We start from the raw sequence: 17,488 nt of genomic DNA, 5'->3' as shown, positions 1-17,488 counted from the left end.
TTATGCGGTTTCCTTTGTGTTGTTATCCTGAGAATTGTTCTGGCTGTAATCTTGCGTATGGCCTTGGGATATACGTTGTTTTTCCTTTTCTACCTGTGCTGCCTGCCAGATGCTATTCAGCACGTGGATCATGGCTCTGGTGGAAGATTCAATGATATCGGTTTCCAATCCCATCCCGTGAAAGCGACGGCCAAAGCACTCCACAATAATATCAACCTGACCGAGGGCATCTTCCCCCTGTCCTTTACCGGATAATTGATAGGAGATTAATTTAAGTGGATAACCTGTAATTCGACTGATGGCCTGATAAACCGCATCAACGGTACCGTTACCGGTAGAGGCTTCAGATTTGATTTCATTCCCGCAGGCCAGGCGCACGGTTGCAGTAGGAACTACGTTGGTGCCGGACTGGATGCTGAAATAATCCAGACGGTAATGTTCATGTTCTTGCTGCTGCTGGTTGATGAATACCAATGCTTCCAAATCGTAATCAAACACTTGTCCTTTTTTGTCTGCCAATTTCAAGAACGCTTGATACAAGGCATCCAGATCATAGTCATGTTCCTGATAACCCATTTCGCTCATGCGGTGTTTCACTGCGGCACGACCAGAGCGTGAAGTCAGGTTTAACTGGGTATCTTTCAGGCCAATGGACTCTGGCGTCATGATTTCGTAAGTTTCGCGGTTCTTCAGGATGCCGTCTTGATGAATGCCGGATGAGTGAGCAAAAGCGTTACTGCCAACAACGGCTTTATGCGCGGGGATCGGAGTATTGCAGATTTGGCTAACCAATTGGCTGGTACGGTAGATTTCCTTATGGTTGATATTAGTGTGAACCCCCAACATTTTCTGGCGTGTTTTGATTGTCATGATCACTTCTTCCAGTGAACAGTTTCCGGCGCGTTCTCCCAATCCGTTAATGGTGCCTTCTATCTGCCGCGCACCGGCCTGAACAGCGGTAATTGAATTAGCCACAGACATGCCCAAATCGTCATGGCAATGGACAGAAATAATCGCCTTATCAATATTGGGTACACGATCAAATAACGTGCTGATAATACCGCCGAATTGGTACGGAGTTGTGTAACCAACGGTGTCGGGGATGTTGACAGTGGTGGCGCCAGCTTTGATTGCCTGCTCGACAATCCGGCACAAATTGTCGATATCTGTACGGCCGGCATCTTCACAGGAGAATTCAATATCATCCGTGTACCTGCGCGCTCGTTTTATTGAGCGGACAGCCATTTCGACAACATCATCAAAGGTTCTTTTCAGTTTGTGTTCGACATGCAGATTGGAGGTAGCCAAGACCATGTGCAAGCGGAAAGCTTCTGCAACTTTCAGAGCTTCGGCAGCAACATCAATATCATTATCAACGCAGCGGGATAAAGCACAGATACGGCTGTTTTTGATTTCACGAGCGATGGTTTGAACTGATTCAAAATCCCCGGGGGAAGAAACTGGAAAACCGGCCTCAATGATATCGACTCCCAGCCTTTCCAGTGCGTAAGCGATTTGCAGTTTTTCTTTCACACTCAGGCTGGCTTGTAATGCCTGTTCTCCATCACGCAGTGTGGTATCGAAGATAATAACTTGCTGGCTCATGTTGTGCTCCTGTCAAATAGGCGATGATGTTTTATTCTTGTACGTCGTCGAGGTAAAAAAAACCCGCGCCATGCGCGGGTTTTTTGTTTCTGGAGGTTAACTTAACTTTTACTTGCACCTACCAGCATACCGCGCACATTGAAGGCGATGAGTAGTAGGCTTAGTAGGCGAATGGAGAGAATCATGTAAGTTAACCTTTATAAATTTGTTAATTGGGTTTTAACGGTCAGTTTATTTATAGATACGTTATCTGAAAAACAATGTCAAGCGTGACAAGTGTAAATTTAGAGTTAAATATGCTCATTGTTGGTTGTTTATTGAACACGCTTTGGATTTGGTGACTATTTTTTACATTTTTAGCGATGTTTTTATCTATTTTTCATATCTATATATGGAGTAAAATCCGGCACTGATGGATGATAAATGTATGTACCCTTCGTCTTTCAAGTTGCCTCTTTGTTGGCTGCGCTTACTCACCCCGGCCACATAGTTATCTATGCTCCCGGGGATTCGTTCCCTTGCCGCCGCGATGCAACTTGAAATCCATTGGGTATAGTCTGTTATTTTAACCCGTCGTTTTTACGTGATTTTTAATACGATCATTTCAATATGACGGTATAAAAACGGATATGCACGGATGGATTTGAAGGAACAAAGATAAGATGGATTTTAACTATAGTGTTTTTAGGTATAGTGTTTTTAGGTATAGCGTTTTTAGATTAATAAATCATAACCATATAGAATATTAATAAATTGTGTCTCGATATATTAGAAGAACTAATTTCTGGTTAATACTTTTGATTATTTTCCTGATAGAAAATATTAATAGAGAGTTCTGATAACTAGTTGGAATACAGTCATTTTATTATGAATTGTTTCTGCTCTTCATTCTGTCATTATTGGCTTCTCGTTTCGAAAGCAAGTCGTTAGTGTAAGTTGGGTTATTTCTATTCATATATAACGCATTAATATTCATGCTTATAAAAATATTACGGCTACGTAGATAAGAATGCATTGGTTGTGCTTATTTACTTTTTTTGTACAAGGACGAATCTCAATTTACTTTCCAACAAATTGGGGTAATTGATCTTATTAATTGGTAAGGCGGTTTGAATGTCAAAATGTTGCATTCAGAAACCGTCAGTATTCCATTATCTAATGAGATCACTGCTATAAGTTTAGTGGAGTGAAATAATGACTGAATACAACTCAGTAACTACAGGAAAAAAAGAATCATGCGATGTCCAATTGCGCAGTGTAGATCTCAATTTGCTTACTGTTTTTGATGCTGTAATGCAAATGCAGAATATTACACGTGCAGCTCAGGCATTAGGAATGTCACAACCGGCTGTCAGCAATGCAGTGGCGCGTTTGAAAACCATGTTTGATGATGAATTATTTGTTCGTTATGGGCGGGGTATTCAGCCAACGGCCAGGGCAAAACAGCTCTTCGGGCCGCTCAGACAGGCGCTTCAAATCGTTCATAATGAATTGCCCGGGGTGGGGTTTGATCCTGATAACAGCACAAGGGTATTTAACCTCTCTATTTGTAGCCCGCTTGATATTCGTCTGGCTGCTCAAATTGTCGGGCAAATAAAAAAACATTCTTCGAATATCGAAGTTGTCATTAAAACACAAATTAGTGATGATATTGAAAAGCAGTTGAAATATCAGGAAATAGAATTCGTAATCAGTTATACCCAATTAGAATCTCCTGATTTTCATAATTACCCTTTGTTTAATGATGAATTGGTGCTGGCAGTTTCCAATCATCATCCCAGAATTGGAAAACGAATTACCCAGCAGCAATTACAGGAAGAAAGACATGCTATTGTTGCACTGGAGAATGCAGACTCATTCAGCAAGCCTTACTATGAGAGCAAAGAATTATTGCGTTCTGTTTCTTATCAGGGAACGGATCTAAATAGTGTGCTTAATATTGTATCCCAGACTTATTTAGTCGCAATCGTACCAAAATGGATGGTAGAGCATTACTCCGAACAGCTAAATATCTGTTCCGTACCTTTGCCTGATGGTCAAATTTCTCGCCCCTGCTATTTGATATGGCATGGTTCAACCGATCGGGATAAAGGCCACCAGTGGATGAAATCATTGCTGAGCCATCTTGGCGAACGGGAATAAAATAAAAGGTATGAAGAGCCCTGTTCTGGTAATGATGCCGGTATAGGGCTCTTAGTCTTTTGACTCTTCTTGCGACATTTATCTCTGTTTATCTGTAGTTATTCGACAAATCCTGCAAGTATTTTCTCCTTCAGAGGGAGAAGATATTTAAAATACACTTCCCCCTTTTACTAGGAATAGGTAGACTGCGTTGAAATAGCTAACATCTGTAAGCTGAAAAGTAGGCAGCACGCTTGCTGAGTACGCAGAATGAAAATATTTATACAGGAATATATTGTGATAACAGACTCTCTGCATTCCTATCACTTGGTTAACCGATTACAGCAACAAGCCAATGAATCTCCGGAAAAAATTGCATTTCGACAATGGTCGTCATCAGAGCAGCTCGAAATGAGTTGGCGTGAAGTCGAGTGTACAACGAAATCCGTGGCAAGGGCGTTGCTGTCATTGGGGGTGGAAGTGCAGGGTAAAGTCGGCATTTTTGCACAAAACTGTATGGCGTGGTCATTGGCTGACTTGGCTATTCTTCAGCTCAGGGCTGTGACAGTACCGCTTTATGCAACCAGTACCTGTGAGCAAGCGGCATTTATTCTCAATGATGCAGGCGTGAAAATACTGTTTGTGGGTGGACAGGAGCAATATGATATTGCAATGCCATTGATTGAATTGTGTCCCGAACTTTCTCATCTTATTGTTATGGATCAGTCTGTGGATTTAAAGGGATGCCCGCAAGCACTATATTTATCCGCTTTCATTGACAATGACCACGCACAATATCAGCCAGAACTCGATAGCCGTATTGCTGATCAGGACTTGGATGATCTTTTCACCCTCATCTATACCTCTGGGACAACGGGGGAGCCAAAGGGAGTCATGTTGGATTATCGCAATATTGCTTCTCAGCTTTACCTGCATGACCAAAGACTGACCCTGACGAAACAGGATGTGTCGCTCTGCTTTTTACCGTTGTCCCATATCTTCGAACGGGCATGGAGCTATTATGTTATGCACACCGGAGCTCTGAATGTCTATTTGACTGATACAAATCTTGCCCGTGAGGCAATGGTTGATGTGCGTCCAACGGTCATGTGTTCTGTTCCCCGTTTTTATGAAAAAGTACATGGCGCAATCTTGGGGAAAGTTTCTCAGGCAGCTGTTTTGCGCAGAATGATTTTTAATTGGGCATTAAAGCGTGGCGAAAACCACTGGGTGCGTCAGCAACAGAATAAAAAAGGTTGTCCATTTACGCGTTGCAGCTATCAATTGGCTGACAAACTGGTGTTGAGCAAGCTCCGTAATCTGTTGGGAGGGAGAGTGCGTTTCCTGCCGGTGGCGGGGGCACGTCTTGATGATGCCATCACCCGTTTCTTTCTGTCCATTGGCCTCAATATCAAATATGGCTACGGTATGACAGAAACCTGTGCAACGGTGTCTTGCTGGGAAGAAAAGAATTATCTTTTGGGCTCAATTGGTACGCCATTACCCGGTGTTGAAGTTCGTATCAGTACGGAGAGCGAGATCCAAGTGCGCGGGCCTATTGTGATGAAGGGGTATTTTAACCGCCCAGAGGAAACTGTGCGTGCCTTTACTGAAGATGGCTGGCTGAAGACCGGCGATGCGGGTGGATTGGATGATAATGGTAATTTGTTTATCACCGAACGCCTGAAAGATTTGATGAAAACATCAACAGGAAAATATATCGCCCCACAAATGATTGAAGGCATGTTGGGTCAGGATCGCTTTATTGAGCATATCGCGGTTATTGCTGATGCCCGCCAGTTTGTTTCCGCCCTGATTGTTCCCAGTTATGAAGCAATTGAAGAATACGCAAAATCTATCAACCTTCAATATCGCGATCGTCTTGAATTACTGCGGAATCATCAAATTATTGAGTTGTTTGAACAACGTTTGAAAGATATGCAGAAAAATATTGTCAAATTTCATCAGGTCAAACGGTTTATTCTTTTGCCTGAAGCCTTCTCCATGGAAAAAGGAGAATTAACGCCGACATTGAAATTGCGCCGCAAGGTTATTTCACAGCGTTATCAGAGTGAAATTGAATCCATGTACCAGAATTGACGGCAGGCAAAAAACAGGCTCTTATTAAAAAAATGTTTTTAATATGTGAATTGATGTTTGCTAACACTTGTGTCTGACGTTATGTTAGTGAACTTGACGCTATAAAATAGCGCTAAACAATGATTCACTTTATATAAATAACAAATGGGATAAATAAGGCTATTTCACAGTAGCCTTATGAAGTTCCAATTATTAATAACTTGCAAACAGAGCCTGGAGGCAAACTCGATGGAGATGTTGTCAGGAGCCGAAATGGTCGTGAGATCGTTAATCGATCAGGGTGTTGAACATGTGTTCGGTTATCCGGGCGGGGCCGTATTGGATATTTACGATGCCCTGCATACGGTGGGTGGCATTGAACATATTCTGGTTCGCCATGAACAGGGTGCTGTTCATATGGCTGATGGATATACCCGTTCTACGGGAAAAGTCGGGGTTGTTTTGGTGACTTCCGGGCCGGGAGCAACGAATGCCATCACAGGAATTGCAACGGCATACATGGATTCAATTCCTATGGTCATTCTGTCAGGTCAGGTCGCCAGTTCCCTGATAGGCAATGATGCTTTTCAGGAATGCGATATGGTGGGAATTTCCCGTCCCATAGTGAAACATAGCTTTCTGGTGAAAAAAGCGGAAGACATTCCAAGTACAATTAAAAAAGCTTTTTATTTGGCGGCAAGTGGCCGGCCCGGGCCAGTTGTTATCGATTTCCCCAAAGATACCGTCAATCCTGCGTTGAAATTTCAGTATGTGTATCCTGAAACAATCAGGATGCGTTCTTACAACCCTACCATTCAGGGACACAAGGGGCAGATCAAGCGTGTATTGAAAACCCTGCTGAGTGCGAAAAAGCCTGTGATTTATGTTGGTGGGGGAGCCATCAATTCAGAATGTTCTGCGGAGTTATTGGCGCTTGCTGAACGTTTTCACATTCCGGTTGTGAGTTCGCTCATGGGGTTGGGGGCGTTTCCTGCTACCCATAGGCAAAGTCTGGGCATGTTGGGAATGCACGGTACTTTCGAAGCCAATAAAGCAATGCACAATTCCGATGTGATTTTTGCGATAGGGGTGCGCTTTGATGATCGTACAACCAATAACCTGGAAAAATATTGTCCGGAAGCAACGATACTGCATATTGATATCGATCCTACTTCAATTTCGAAAACGGTGACGGCAGATATCCCTATCGTTGGGGATGCGAAACAGGTGCTCAGGCAGATGCTGGAGATGTTAAATTCCACTGAAGATACCCAAGACCCTGACGCCCTGAAAGATTGGTGGCTTTCTATAGAACAGTGGCGTAGCCGTAAATGCCTTAATTACGATCGCACCACAGCGAAGATTAAACCACAGGCGGTGATTGAAGCCCTTTACCGTCTCACTGAAGGGAAAGCGTATCTGGCATCCGATGTTGGTCAGCATCAGATGTTTGCTGCCCTGCATTATCCATTTGATAAGCCGAGGCATTGGATCAATTCAGGGGGCTTAGGGACAATGGGATTTGGCCTGCCTGCTGCCCTTGGCGTGAAGCTGGCAAAACCTGATGCAACAGTGGTGTGTGTGACAGGGGATGGCAGTATTCAGATGAATATTCAGGAATTGTCCACCGCCCTGCAATATGGTTTGCCTGTGCTGGTTCTGAATTTGAACAACCGTTTTCTGGGAATGGTAAAACAGTGGCAGGACATGATATACGCAGGTCGTCACTCTCAATCCTATATGGAATCCCTGCCTGATTTCGTCAAACTGGCAGAGGCTTATGGTCATATTGGCATTTCCATCCAAACTTACGATGAACTGGAAACGAAACTGGCTCAGGCTCTGCATGAAGTCACTGAAAATCAACGTCTGGTTTTCGTGGATGTTACCGTTGATGAAACTGAACATGTTTATCCAATGCAGATCCGTGGCGGAGCAATGGATGAAATGTGGTTAAGCAAAACAGAGAGGACCTGATCATGCGCCGGATTTTGTCTGTATTACTTGAAAACGAATCGGGAGCATTATCCCGTGTGGTGGGTCTGTTTTCTCAACGGGGTTATAACATTGAAAGCCTGACAGTAGCGCCGACTGAAGATCCAACATTGTCCCGCATGACCATTCAGACCAAAGGTGATGCCAAGGTACTGGAACAAATCGAGAAGCAGCTGCATAAATTGGTGGATGTGCTGCGGGTCAATGATTTGACAGCAGGGCCTCATGTTGAGCGTGAAATTATGTTGGTGAAATTACAAGCCAGCGGGGATGGACGGGAAGAGATCAAGCGTAGCGCGGATATTTTTCGTGGGCAGATCGTTGATGTTACATCAACACTTTATACCGTCCAGTTAGCAGGGACGGGCGAAAAACTGGATGCTTTCCTTAATGCAGTAAGAGATATGGCTGAGATCGTGGAAGTGGTTCGCTCAGGCATTATTGGCATCTCTCGCGGAGATAAAATTATGCGATGAAAAATCGTAATCTGCGGGGTAAAATACAGATATTCATTGAGCCCTATTGTAAAGTAGGGCTTTTTCATCATATTACTGAGGGGTTAATGTGAAACTGGATGAGATTGCCCGCTTAGCAGGTGTTTCACGTACTACGGCCAGTTATGTTATCAATGGTAAAGCCAAACAGTATCGGGTTAGTGATAAAACAGTAGAAAAAGTGATGGCAGTGGTCAGGGAACACAATTACCATCCTAATGCTGTTGCTGCTGGCTTAAGAGCCGGGCGTACCCGTTCAATCGGTTTAGTCATACCCGATTTGGAAAATACGAGTTACACCCGTATTGCCAATTATCTTGAACGTCAGGCTCGGCAGCGCGGATACCAGCTATTGATCGCATGTTCTGAAGATCAGCCTGATAATGAGATGCGTTGTGTTGAGCATCTTTTGCAACGTCAAGTTGATGCCATCATTGTTTCCACAGCCTTGCCTCCCGAACACCCTTTTTACCAGCGTTGGGCAAATCGCTCACTGCCGATCATTGCACTTGACCGTGCGCTGGATAGTGAACATTTTATCAGTGTTGTTGGTGATGACCTTGAAGATGCCAAAATGTTGGCGCAGGAGTTACGCCAGTTCCCGGCAGAATCTGTTCTTTATTTAGGGGCATTGCCTGAATTATCGGTAAGTTTCTTGCGTGAACAAGGGTTTCGTGAAGCGTGGGAGAATGACCCAAGGGAAGTGAACTATCTGTATGCAAATAGCTATGAGCGTGAAGCTGCGGCGGAAGTATTTGCTTCATGGTTAGAAACAAATCCAGTTCCTCAGGCGCTGTATACCACTTCGTTTGCTTTGCTTCAGGGGGTTATGGATACCATTCTCAAACGTAGCGGTCGTCTGCCGGAGCAGTTAGTGATTGCGACATTTGGTGATCATGAGTTGCTCGATTTCCTTGAATGCCCTGTTTTGTCTGTGGCACAGCGTCATCGTGATGTCGCTGAATGCGCTCTGGGGCTGGTATTAGCGAGTTTAGATGAAAAACAGCGACCTGTTCCCGGAATAACCCGAATGCGTCGTCATTTATGCCGTCGCGGCAAGCTGAGCAGAAAAGCCTAATTGAGTGCCCTCATTGAAGATGAGGGTACTGTTTGTCCCACAAAAAACATCGAAATACACTTTTTTCGTAATTTTAAGACTATTCTGACTAAAATTCCTCTAAACATAATTTTATAACAACTAAAAACGATAATATGTTATTTAAAATAGTCGGGTGAATAATTCGCCATTTAAGGCATGTAGTTTATATGGTTTACTGTTGTTCTGTAATGGTTTTTTTTATTTGTTTGATATCTAATTGTTTTTACGCCTTTAGGAAATATTGAATTTCATAAAGTTATTATTTTTTATGCTACTATAACTTAAATATATTTTTATTATTGATAGGTTTTCATTGATTAACAATTGGGCAACAATGAGATATAAGTTGCATAAATTAATTTAAGTGGTAAGTATTTGCCCGAAACTTCATGCCAAAACAGACTCTCTACAGCTTTATTAATTTATTCAAAATTATCATAGTGTTATCTATTATTAATATAGCTAAATCTAAAAAATCCTTCTTTTTCTCTTCCAAATCTTTCTGTAAATCTAGCTAAAGCGCACGGGCTCTGGCTTGACAAGGTTTTCATACCATCCGTAAACTCTTAATTGTGGTGATTTGTGGGATAATGTGGAGATTTGGGCCATCAAGGGGTAACCTGAGTATGTTTCGTGGAGCAACACTGGTTAATCTCGATAGTAAAGGGCGGCTCACTGTACCAGCCCGATATAGGGAAACGCTGAATGAGGAATCGACAGGTCAAATGGTTTGTACCATTGATCTCCATCAGCCGTGCCTGTTGCTTTACACATTACCCGAATGGGAAATCATCGAAGAAAAGTTATCTCGCTTATCCAGCATGAATCCAGCCGAACGTCGCGTTCAACGTTTGTTATTGGGACACGCCAGTGAATGTCAAATGGACAGTGCAGGGCGTCTTTTATTAGCTAATACACTGCGTCAGCATGCAGGGCTAACAAAAGAAGTCATGCTGGTTGGGCAATTTAATAAATTTGAATTGTGGGACGAGCAAGTTTGGTATCAGCAAGTACAGAATGATATTGCGGCTGAGCAGTCTCCACAAGAACCTTTATCAGCAAGGCTACAGGATTTATCACTATAAACATGGCAAACAGTCATTTCAAACATACCAGTGTATTACTGGATGAAGCTGTCAATGGATTGAATCTTCAGGAAGATGGAATTTATATAGATGGAACATTCGGGCGTGGAGGGCATTCACGCCTGATTTTGTCAAATCTGGGGCCTAATGGGCGTTTAATAGCGATTGATCGTGATCCACAAGCTATTGAAGCGTCAAAGGCGATTACTGACACGCGCTTTTCTATCATTCATGGGCCGTTTTCTGAATTGGCAACCTATGTAGAAGAAGCGGGTCTGGTTGGGAAAATTGATGGCGTATTGCTGGACTTAGGGGTTTCATCCCCACAGTTGGATGATCCTGAACGCGGTTTTTCATTTATGCGTGACGGGCCACTGGATATGCGGATGGACCCTACGCGGGGGCAGTCTGCTGCACAATGGTTGATGAAAGCAGAGGCAGATGACATCGCATGGGTACTGAAAACATTTGGTGAAGAGCGCTTTGCCAGACGTATCGCAAAAGCCATTGTGGCACGCAATCAGGAACAACCGATGACGCGTACCCGAGAGCTGGCAGAACTCATTGCTCAGGCAAGCCCAGTGAAGGAACGGCATAAACATCCGGCAACACGCAGCTTTCAGGCTATCAGGATTTACATTAACAGTGAACTGGAAGAGATAGAACGTGCATTGAATGGTGCATTGCGCGTTCTTGCACCACAGGGGCGATTATCTGTCATCAGTTTCCACTCGCTGGAAGATCGCATAGTGAAAAGCTTTATCCGGCAACATAGCCAGGGGCCACAGGTTCCAGCAGGTTTACCTCTCACAGAAGTGCAACTAAAAGCGTTGGGAGGACGGAGTCTGAAATCCATTGGCAAAATGAAGCCTTCAGAGGATGAAGTGGGCACAAACCCAAGAGCGCGAAGCTCGGTTTTGCGATTTGCTGAAAAGGTGAGTGAATAATGGCAGGTGAGCGTCATGGATTAGTCGGGGTTATTGGCGGGGATATGCTCCGCAATGCCAAAATCCCACTGATTTTGCTGGTGGCGGTTGTGATTTCCGCCATCAGTGTTGTGACGGTCACCCATCAAACCCGCTTATTGACTGCGGAGAAAGAGCGTCAAGTGATCCAGCTTGATGCTCAGGATATTGAATGGCGTAACCTGCTCCTTGAAGAGAATGCTCTGGGTGATCACAGTCGGGTTGAACGGATTGCGACTGAAAAATTGCAGATGCAACATGTTGATCCAAGTAAAGAAAATATTGTGATAACTCAATGAGTCCAGTTGACAACCAAAAGGTAGGCGATGAAAGCTGCACGCTCTTTAAAGTTGAAAAAGCAAGAAGATAAAGCAAGTTTTGTAAGCTGGCGTTTTGCCTTGCTGTGTGGGGGCATTGGGTTCGCTTTAATCGGGCTTTTGATTCGTGTTGCCTATTTGCAGATAATCAATCCTGACCGTTTGGTAAAAGAAGGTGATTCGCGCTCCCTGCGCGTCCAGTCTGTCCCGACCGCCCGTGGCATGATAAATGATCGCAATGGGCGTCCTCTTGCCGTTAGTGTGCCTGTTGATGCTGTTTGGGCTGACCCCAAAGAAGTATTTGAGAAAGGCGGTATCACAGATGATACCCGTTGGAAGGCTTTGGCTGATGCACTATCCATTCCGATTGAACAATTAACCAGCAAAATCAGTGAGTATCCCAATGGGCGCTTTGTTTATCTTGCCCGCCAAGTAAATACCTCCATCGGTGATTATGTTGAGAAATTGAAATTACCGGGCATCTATTTGCGTCAGGAATCCCGTCGTTATTATCCGGCGGGGCAGGTGACCGCACACATTATTGGCGTGACCAACATTGATGGTGCGGGAATTGAAGGCGTTGAAAAAAGCTTTGATAACTGGCTGATAGGCATGCCGGGAAGCAGGACTGTGCGTAAAGATCGTATAGGCCGTGTCATTGAAGATGTCGCTTCTACCGATAGCCGGGCAGCCCATGATTTGACGCTCAGCATAGATGAGCGTCTTCAGACGTTGGTGTACCGCGAATTGACGAAAGCGGTTGCACTGAACAAAGCCGAATCAGGTACAGCCGTATTGGTTGATGTCAATACCGGCGAAGTTTTGGCGATGGCAAACAGCCCATCTTATAACCCCAATAATTTGGCCGGAACGCCGAAAGATGCGATGCGAAACCGCGCCATCACCGATATTTTCGAACCCGGCTCTACGGTGAAACCACTGGTGGTGATGAGTGCACTGAACAGTGGCATTGTCAAAGAAAATACGGTGTTAGATACCAGACCATACCGATTAACGTATGGTTCGCGTGGTCATGAAATCAGAGATGTGGCACCACGCCCTGAGTTAACTATCACTGGGATCTTACAGAAGTCGAGTAACGTTGGTGTTTCCAAGCTGGCGTTAGCGATGCCTGCCTCAGAGGTGGTAAATGTTTACTCACGCTTTGGGATGGGAAAACCGACCAATTTGGGGCTGGTCGGAGAAAGTAGTGGCTTATTTCCAACCAATAAACAACGGTGGTCAGATCTTGATAGGGCCACCTTTTCTTTCGGCTACGGGCTAATGGTAACGCCGTTACAGTTAGCGCGTGTCTATGCAACGATAGGCAGCTTGGGCATTTATCGCCCCCTGTCAATTACCAGAGTTGATCCCCCTGTACCGGGCACGCGGGTATTTCCTGAGCACATTATGCGAACAGTAGTGCACATGATGGAGAGCGTTGCATTACCAGGCGGCGGCGGTGTACGGGCAGCAATAAAAGGTTATCGTATTGCGATTAAAACGGGTACGGCAAGAAAAGTCGGGCCGGATGGCAAGTACCTCAATGATAAGCATATTTCTTATACCGCTGGGATTGCGCCTGTGAATAATCCACGGTTTTCATTGGTTGTGATCATCAATGATCCACAGGCAGGTAAATACTATGGTGGTGCGGTTGCAGCGCCTATTTTCGGCGCCATCATGAGTGGTGTTCTGCGTACCATGAATGTTGAACCAGATGCATTGCCTGTAGGCGATAAAAACGAATTTATGATTAATAAATAAAGAGGATTAAAGTGGCAGATCGTAATTTACGCGATTTATTGGCTCCTTGGGGTGTTGATACACCGGAGCTTCCGCTGCGTGAAATGACATTGGACAGCCGTAAAGTGGCTGCCGGAGATCTGTTTGTTGCAATTCAAGGGCATCAAACAGATGGTCGGAAGTATATTCCTCAAGCCATCGCTCAAGGCGTTGCTGCGGTGATTGCAGAAGCGAAGGGAAAAGCGGATAACGGCACGATCCAGACGGTGCACGGTGTACCGGTTATCTATTTGGATGATTTGAATAATAAATTATCAGAATTGGCCGGCGAGTTTTATCAACATCCCGGTAATAAGCTGACATTGGTAGGTGTTACCGGAACCAATGGAAAAACGACAACAACACAATTGCTGGCACAATGGAGCCAAGGGCTCGGAGAAACCAGTGCGGTGATGGGGACGGTAGGAAATGGTTTGTTGGGCATGGTTGTGCCCAGCGAAAATACTACGGGTTCTGCCGTTGATATTCAGCTTGATTTACAGCAGCTTATTAATCAGGGCGCCACGTTTGCTGCAATGGAAGTTTCTTCACATGGGTTGATTCAGGGAAGAGTAGCAGCGTTGCCATTCCAGGCAGCCGTTTTTACTAATTTAAGCCGTGATCACCTTGATTACCATGGTGATATGGAAAGTTATGAAGATGCTAAATGGATGCTGTTCGGCAGCCATAATGTGAAACAGAAAATCATCAATGCAGATGATGATGTGGGACAGAAATGGTTGTCTCGCTTACCAGATGCGGTTGCAGTCACTATGGAAAGCCGCTTGCCGGAAAATTGGCAGGGGCGTTGGTTATCGGCCAATGCCGTCCATTATCACGACAAAGGCGCCTCTATTGCGTTTACTTCAAGTTGGGGAAATGGAACGCTCAACAGCCCTCTGATGGGCGCATTCAATGTCAGTAACTTACTTCTGGCGCTCGCGACTCTGCTGTCATTGGAATATCCGTTGGAAAAATTGCTGGCAGCAGCGTCTTGTCTGGAACCTGTTTGTGGGCGTATGGAAGTCTTTTCCGCGCCGGGTCGTCCTACTGTTGTTGTCGATTATGCCCATACACCAGATGCTTTGGAAAAAGCGCTGTCGGCAGCTCGCCTGCATTGTAAGGGACAACTCTGGTGCGTCTTTGGCTGTGGTGGTGATCGCGATAAAGGCAAACGTCCTCTGATGGGCGGTGTTGCCGAGCAAGGGGCTGATCGCGTGGTGGTGACGGATGACAATCCTCGCAGTGAAGAACCACAGGCCATTGTGGCAGATATTCTGGACGGGTTTATCGATCCGGGTCGGGCAATGGCGATTCATGGACGTGTTGAAGCTGTCACCAGCGCCATTATGCAAGCGGCTGAAGAAGATGTTGTTCTCGTGGCAGGTAAAGGCCACGAAGATTATCAATTGGTCGGCAATCGTCGTTTGGATTATTCAGATCGCCTGACCGTTGCCCGTTTGTTGGGGGTGATTGCATGATCCCGCTGACACTCCGGCAATTGGCACAAATAACAGGCGGAATGCTATATCAGGCTACTGAACAGCAGGCAGCCGATATCAAGATTCATGCTGTGGAAACTGATAGCCGCAAAGTTGTACGCGGTGGTTTGTTCATTGCCTTAAAAGGCGAAAAATTTGACGCTCATGATTTCGTTGCTGATGTAGCTCCACTCGGCGTAGGAGCGTTGCTGGTCAATCGTCGCTTTAATATTGACTGTCCTCAGGTGATTGTCGAAGACACGCGTTTGGCGATGGGCAAACTGGCGGGCTGGGTTCGTCAGCAAAGCAAAGCGCGGGTCGTAGCCCTGACAGGTTCGTCGGGCAAGACATCCGTCAAGGAAATGACAGCGGCGATTTTGCAACAATGCGGAAATACCCTTTATACGGCGGGTAACTTCAATAATGACATTGGTGTGCCATTGACTTTATTCCGGCTCACCGATGAACACCAATTTGCCGTGATTGAACTGGGTGCCAACCATACCGGCGAAATAGCCTATACCACTGAGATGACGCGCCCTGAAAGTGCTCTGGTGAATAACCTGTTTTCTGCTCATCTGGAAGGATTTGGTTCTTTGGAAGGGGTTGCAAAGGCAAAAGGTGAAATCTTTGAAGGTCTTGCTCCAACCGGAACGGCCATTATCAATCTGGATAGCCATGATTGGGAAAACTGGCAACACTGCATTAGTGATCAGCAGACAGTATGGCGTTTCTCTGCTTCATCAATGGCAGGGGCTGACTTTTACGCAACAGATATTTCTGAACAGCTACTGGCAACACATTTTTGCCTTCATACCCCAATCGGCAAGACTGAACTGACATTGCCATTGCCGGGTAAACACAATATTGCCAATGCACTGGCAGCCAGTGCTCTCGCCATTTCTGTTGGCGCATCTCTGGAGGATATTCGTGTCGGGCTATCAGGATTAAAAGCAGTTTCAGGTCGTTTATTCCCCATTCATCTCACAGAGGGGAAAGTAGTGCTGGATGACACCTATAACGCTAATCCCGGTTCAATGATTGCCGCCGCGAATGTGTTATCGCAAATGCCTGATTATCGGGTCATGGTTGTCGGCGACATGGGAGAACTGGGAGAGCAGGCAGTTCAGTGCCACCGTGAAGTGGGAGAAGCCATAGCATCTTCAGATATAAATAAAGTATTCAGTGTAGGGGTTCTTAGCACCCATATTAGTGACGCGAGTGGTCGAGGGCAGCATTTCGCGAACAAGGCTGATTTAGTTGCAGCGCTGCTTTCTTTACTGGAACAACACAAAATGATTTCCATATTAATTAAAGGTTCACGCAGTGCCGCAATGGAAGAGGTAGTGAACTCACTGAAGGAGAACTTCCAATGTTAGTTTGGCTGGCCGAATATTTAGTTAAATATCACTCAGGTTTTAACGTCTTTTCTTATCTGACGTTCAGAGCCATCGTCGGCTTGCTGACAGCATTATTCATTGCGTTATGGATGGGACCAACCCTGATTGCTTATCTGCAAAAGTTACAGATTGGTCAGGTTGTGCGTAATGACGGCCCGGAATCCCACTTCAGTAAACGCGGAACACCAACAATGGGCGGTTTGCTGATTTTGTTCTCCATCACTCTCTCTGTTTTGTTGTGGGCGCGTTTGGATAACCCTTATGTCTGGTGTGTACTGTTTGTGTTACTGGGCTATGGCATTGTTGGGTTTGTAGACGACTATCGCAAAGTGGTTCGCAAAGATACCAAAGGGTTAATTGCCCGTTGGAAATATTTCTGGCAATCCGTTTTAGCTTTGGGTGTGGCGTTTGCCATGTACAGTATCGGCAAAGATACGCCAGCAACACAATTGGTAGTGCCATTCTTCAAAGAAGTCATGCCACAACTGGGATTGCTTTACATTTTGTTGAGCTATTTTGTGATAGTAGGCACCAGTAATGCGGTGAACCTGACTGATGGGTTGGATGGTCTGGCTATCATGCCAACCGTGCTGGTTGCCGCCGGTTTCGCTTTGGTGGCATGGGCAACGGGTAACGTGAACTTTGCCAACTATCTGCATATACCTTATTTAAGTCACGCGGGTGAACTGGTGATTGTTTGTACCGCGATAGTGGGAGCCGGATTGGGCTTCTTGTGGTTCAACACCTACCCGGCGCAAGTATTCATGGGAGATGTGGGTTCACTGGCTTTAGGGGGAGCATTGGGCACTATTGCGGTATTGCTGCGTCAGGAGTTCCTGTTGGTCATCATGGGGGGCGTATTTGTAGTGGAAACGCTCTCTGTCATTTTGCAGGTTGGCTCATTCAAGCTGCGTGGACAGCGCATTTTCCGCATGGCACCGATTCACCATCATTATGAATTGAAAGGCTGGCCAGAGCCGCGCGTTATCGTGCGCTTCTGGATTATTTCCCTGATGTTAGTGCTGATTGGTCTGGCAACCCTTAAGGTACGTTAATCATGGC

Annotated in this window: 13 protein-coding genes; 12 read left to right on the top strand and 1 reads right to left on the bottom strand. The window is 45.3% G+C overall.

What is annotated here, in order from left to right:
* Positions 1-1,605, bottom strand: coding sequence for a 2-isopropylmalate synthase (gene leuA / locus AAC854_RS00785; protein WP_340615459.1), 1,605 nt, complete (start codon positions 1,603-1,605; stop codon positions 1-3).
* Between the two features lie 1,194 nt (positions 1,606-2,799).
* Here leuA and leuO point away from each other — a divergent pair.
* From leuO to mraY, 12 genes are all read left to right on the top strand, one after another.
* On the top strand, positions 2,800-3,747 hold the full coding sequence (gene leuO / locus AAC854_RS00780) for a transcriptional regulator LeuO (RefSeq protein ID WP_340615458.1): 948 nt from the start codon (positions 2,800-2,802) through the stop codon (positions 3,745-3,747).
* A 249-nt stretch (positions 3,748-3,996) separates the two neighbouring features.
* Entirely contained in the window at positions 3,997-5,826 is a 1,830-nt protein-coding gene (locus AAC854_RS00775; protein ID WP_340615457.1) for an AMP-dependent synthetase/ligase, read from the top strand.
* Between the two features lie 228 nt (positions 5,827-6,054).
* Positions 6,055-7,782 carry an acetolactate synthase 3 large subunit gene (gene ilvI / locus AAC854_RS00770; RefSeq protein ID WP_340615456.1) on the top strand — a complete coding sequence of 576 codons (1,728 nt, stop codon included), beginning with the start codon at positions 6,055-6,057 and terminating at the stop codon, positions 7,780-7,782.
* A gap of 2 nt (positions 7,783-7,784) precedes the next feature.
* Positions 7,785-8,276 (top strand): acetolactate synthase small subunit, encoded by a 492-nt coding sequence (gene ilvN / locus AAC854_RS00765; protein ID WP_340615455.1) that lies wholly within the window; start codon positions 7,785-7,787, stop codon positions 8,274-8,276.
* 88 nt (positions 8,277-8,364) lie between these two features.
* A complete protein-coding gene (gene cra, locus AAC854_RS00760) occupies positions 8,365-9,372 on the top strand; it encodes a catabolite repressor/activator (protein WP_340615454.1) in 1,008 nt (335 codons plus the stop codon).
* A 647-nt stretch (positions 9,373-10,019) separates the two neighbouring features.
* On the top strand, positions 10,020-10,478 hold the full coding sequence (gene mraZ, locus AAC854_RS00755; protein WP_099113452.1) for a division/cell wall cluster transcriptional repressor MraZ: 459 nt from the start codon (positions 10,020-10,022) through the stop codon (positions 10,476-10,478).
* Between the two features lie 2 nt (positions 10,479-10,480).
* A complete protein-coding gene (gene rsmH / locus AAC854_RS00750) occupies positions 10,481-11,425 on the top strand; it encodes a 16S rRNA (cytosine(1402)-N(4))-methyltransferase RsmH (RefSeq protein WP_340615453.1) in 945 nt (314 codons plus the stop codon).
* The gene (gene ftsL / locus AAC854_RS00745; RefSeq protein ID WP_340615481.1) at positions 11,422-11,742 is read left to right on the top strand and encodes a cell division protein FtsL; all 321 of its coding nucleotides are present in this window, start codon (positions 11,422-11,424) and stop codon (positions 11,740-11,742) included. Before rsmH ends, ftsL begins: the two co-directional genes overlap by 4 nt.
* A gap of 27 nt (positions 11,743-11,769) precedes the next feature.
* Positions 11,770-13,527, top strand: coding sequence for a peptidoglycan glycosyltransferase FtsI (locus AAC854_RS00740; protein ID WP_340615452.1), 1,758 nt, complete (start codon positions 11,770-11,772; stop codon positions 13,525-13,527).
* Between the two features lie 11 nt (positions 13,528-13,538).
* On the top strand, positions 13,539-15,026 hold the full coding sequence (gene murE / locus AAC854_RS00735) for a UDP-N-acetylmuramoyl-L-alanyl-D-glutamate--2,6-diaminopimelate ligase (RefSeq protein ID WP_340615451.1): 1,488 nt from the start codon (positions 13,539-13,541) through the stop codon (positions 15,024-15,026).
* Positions 15,023-16,405, top strand: a complete 1,383-nt coding sequence (gene murF / locus AAC854_RS00730; RefSeq protein WP_340615450.1) for a UDP-N-acetylmuramoyl-tripeptide--D-alanyl-D-alanine ligase — start codon at positions 15,023-15,025, stop codon at positions 16,403-16,405. Before murE ends, murF begins: the two co-directional genes overlap by 4 nt.
* Positions 16,399-17,481, top strand: coding sequence for a phospho-N-acetylmuramoyl-pentapeptide-transferase (gene mraY, locus AAC854_RS00725; RefSeq protein ID WP_340615449.1), 1,083 nt, complete (start codon positions 16,399-16,401; stop codon positions 17,479-17,481). Before murF ends, mraY begins: the two co-directional genes overlap by 7 nt.
* Positions 17,482-17,488: the final 7 nt, after the last annotated feature.

Source organism: Xenorhabdus entomophaga, from assembly GCF_037996725.1.
Taxonomy (GTDB): Bacteria; Pseudomonadota; Gammaproteobacteria; order Enterobacterales; family Enterobacteriaceae; genus Xenorhabdus; species Xenorhabdus khoisanae.
The sequence above is the reverse complement of the archived record's forward strand: the minus strand, read 5'-3'. Positions and strand labels throughout refer to the sequence as shown.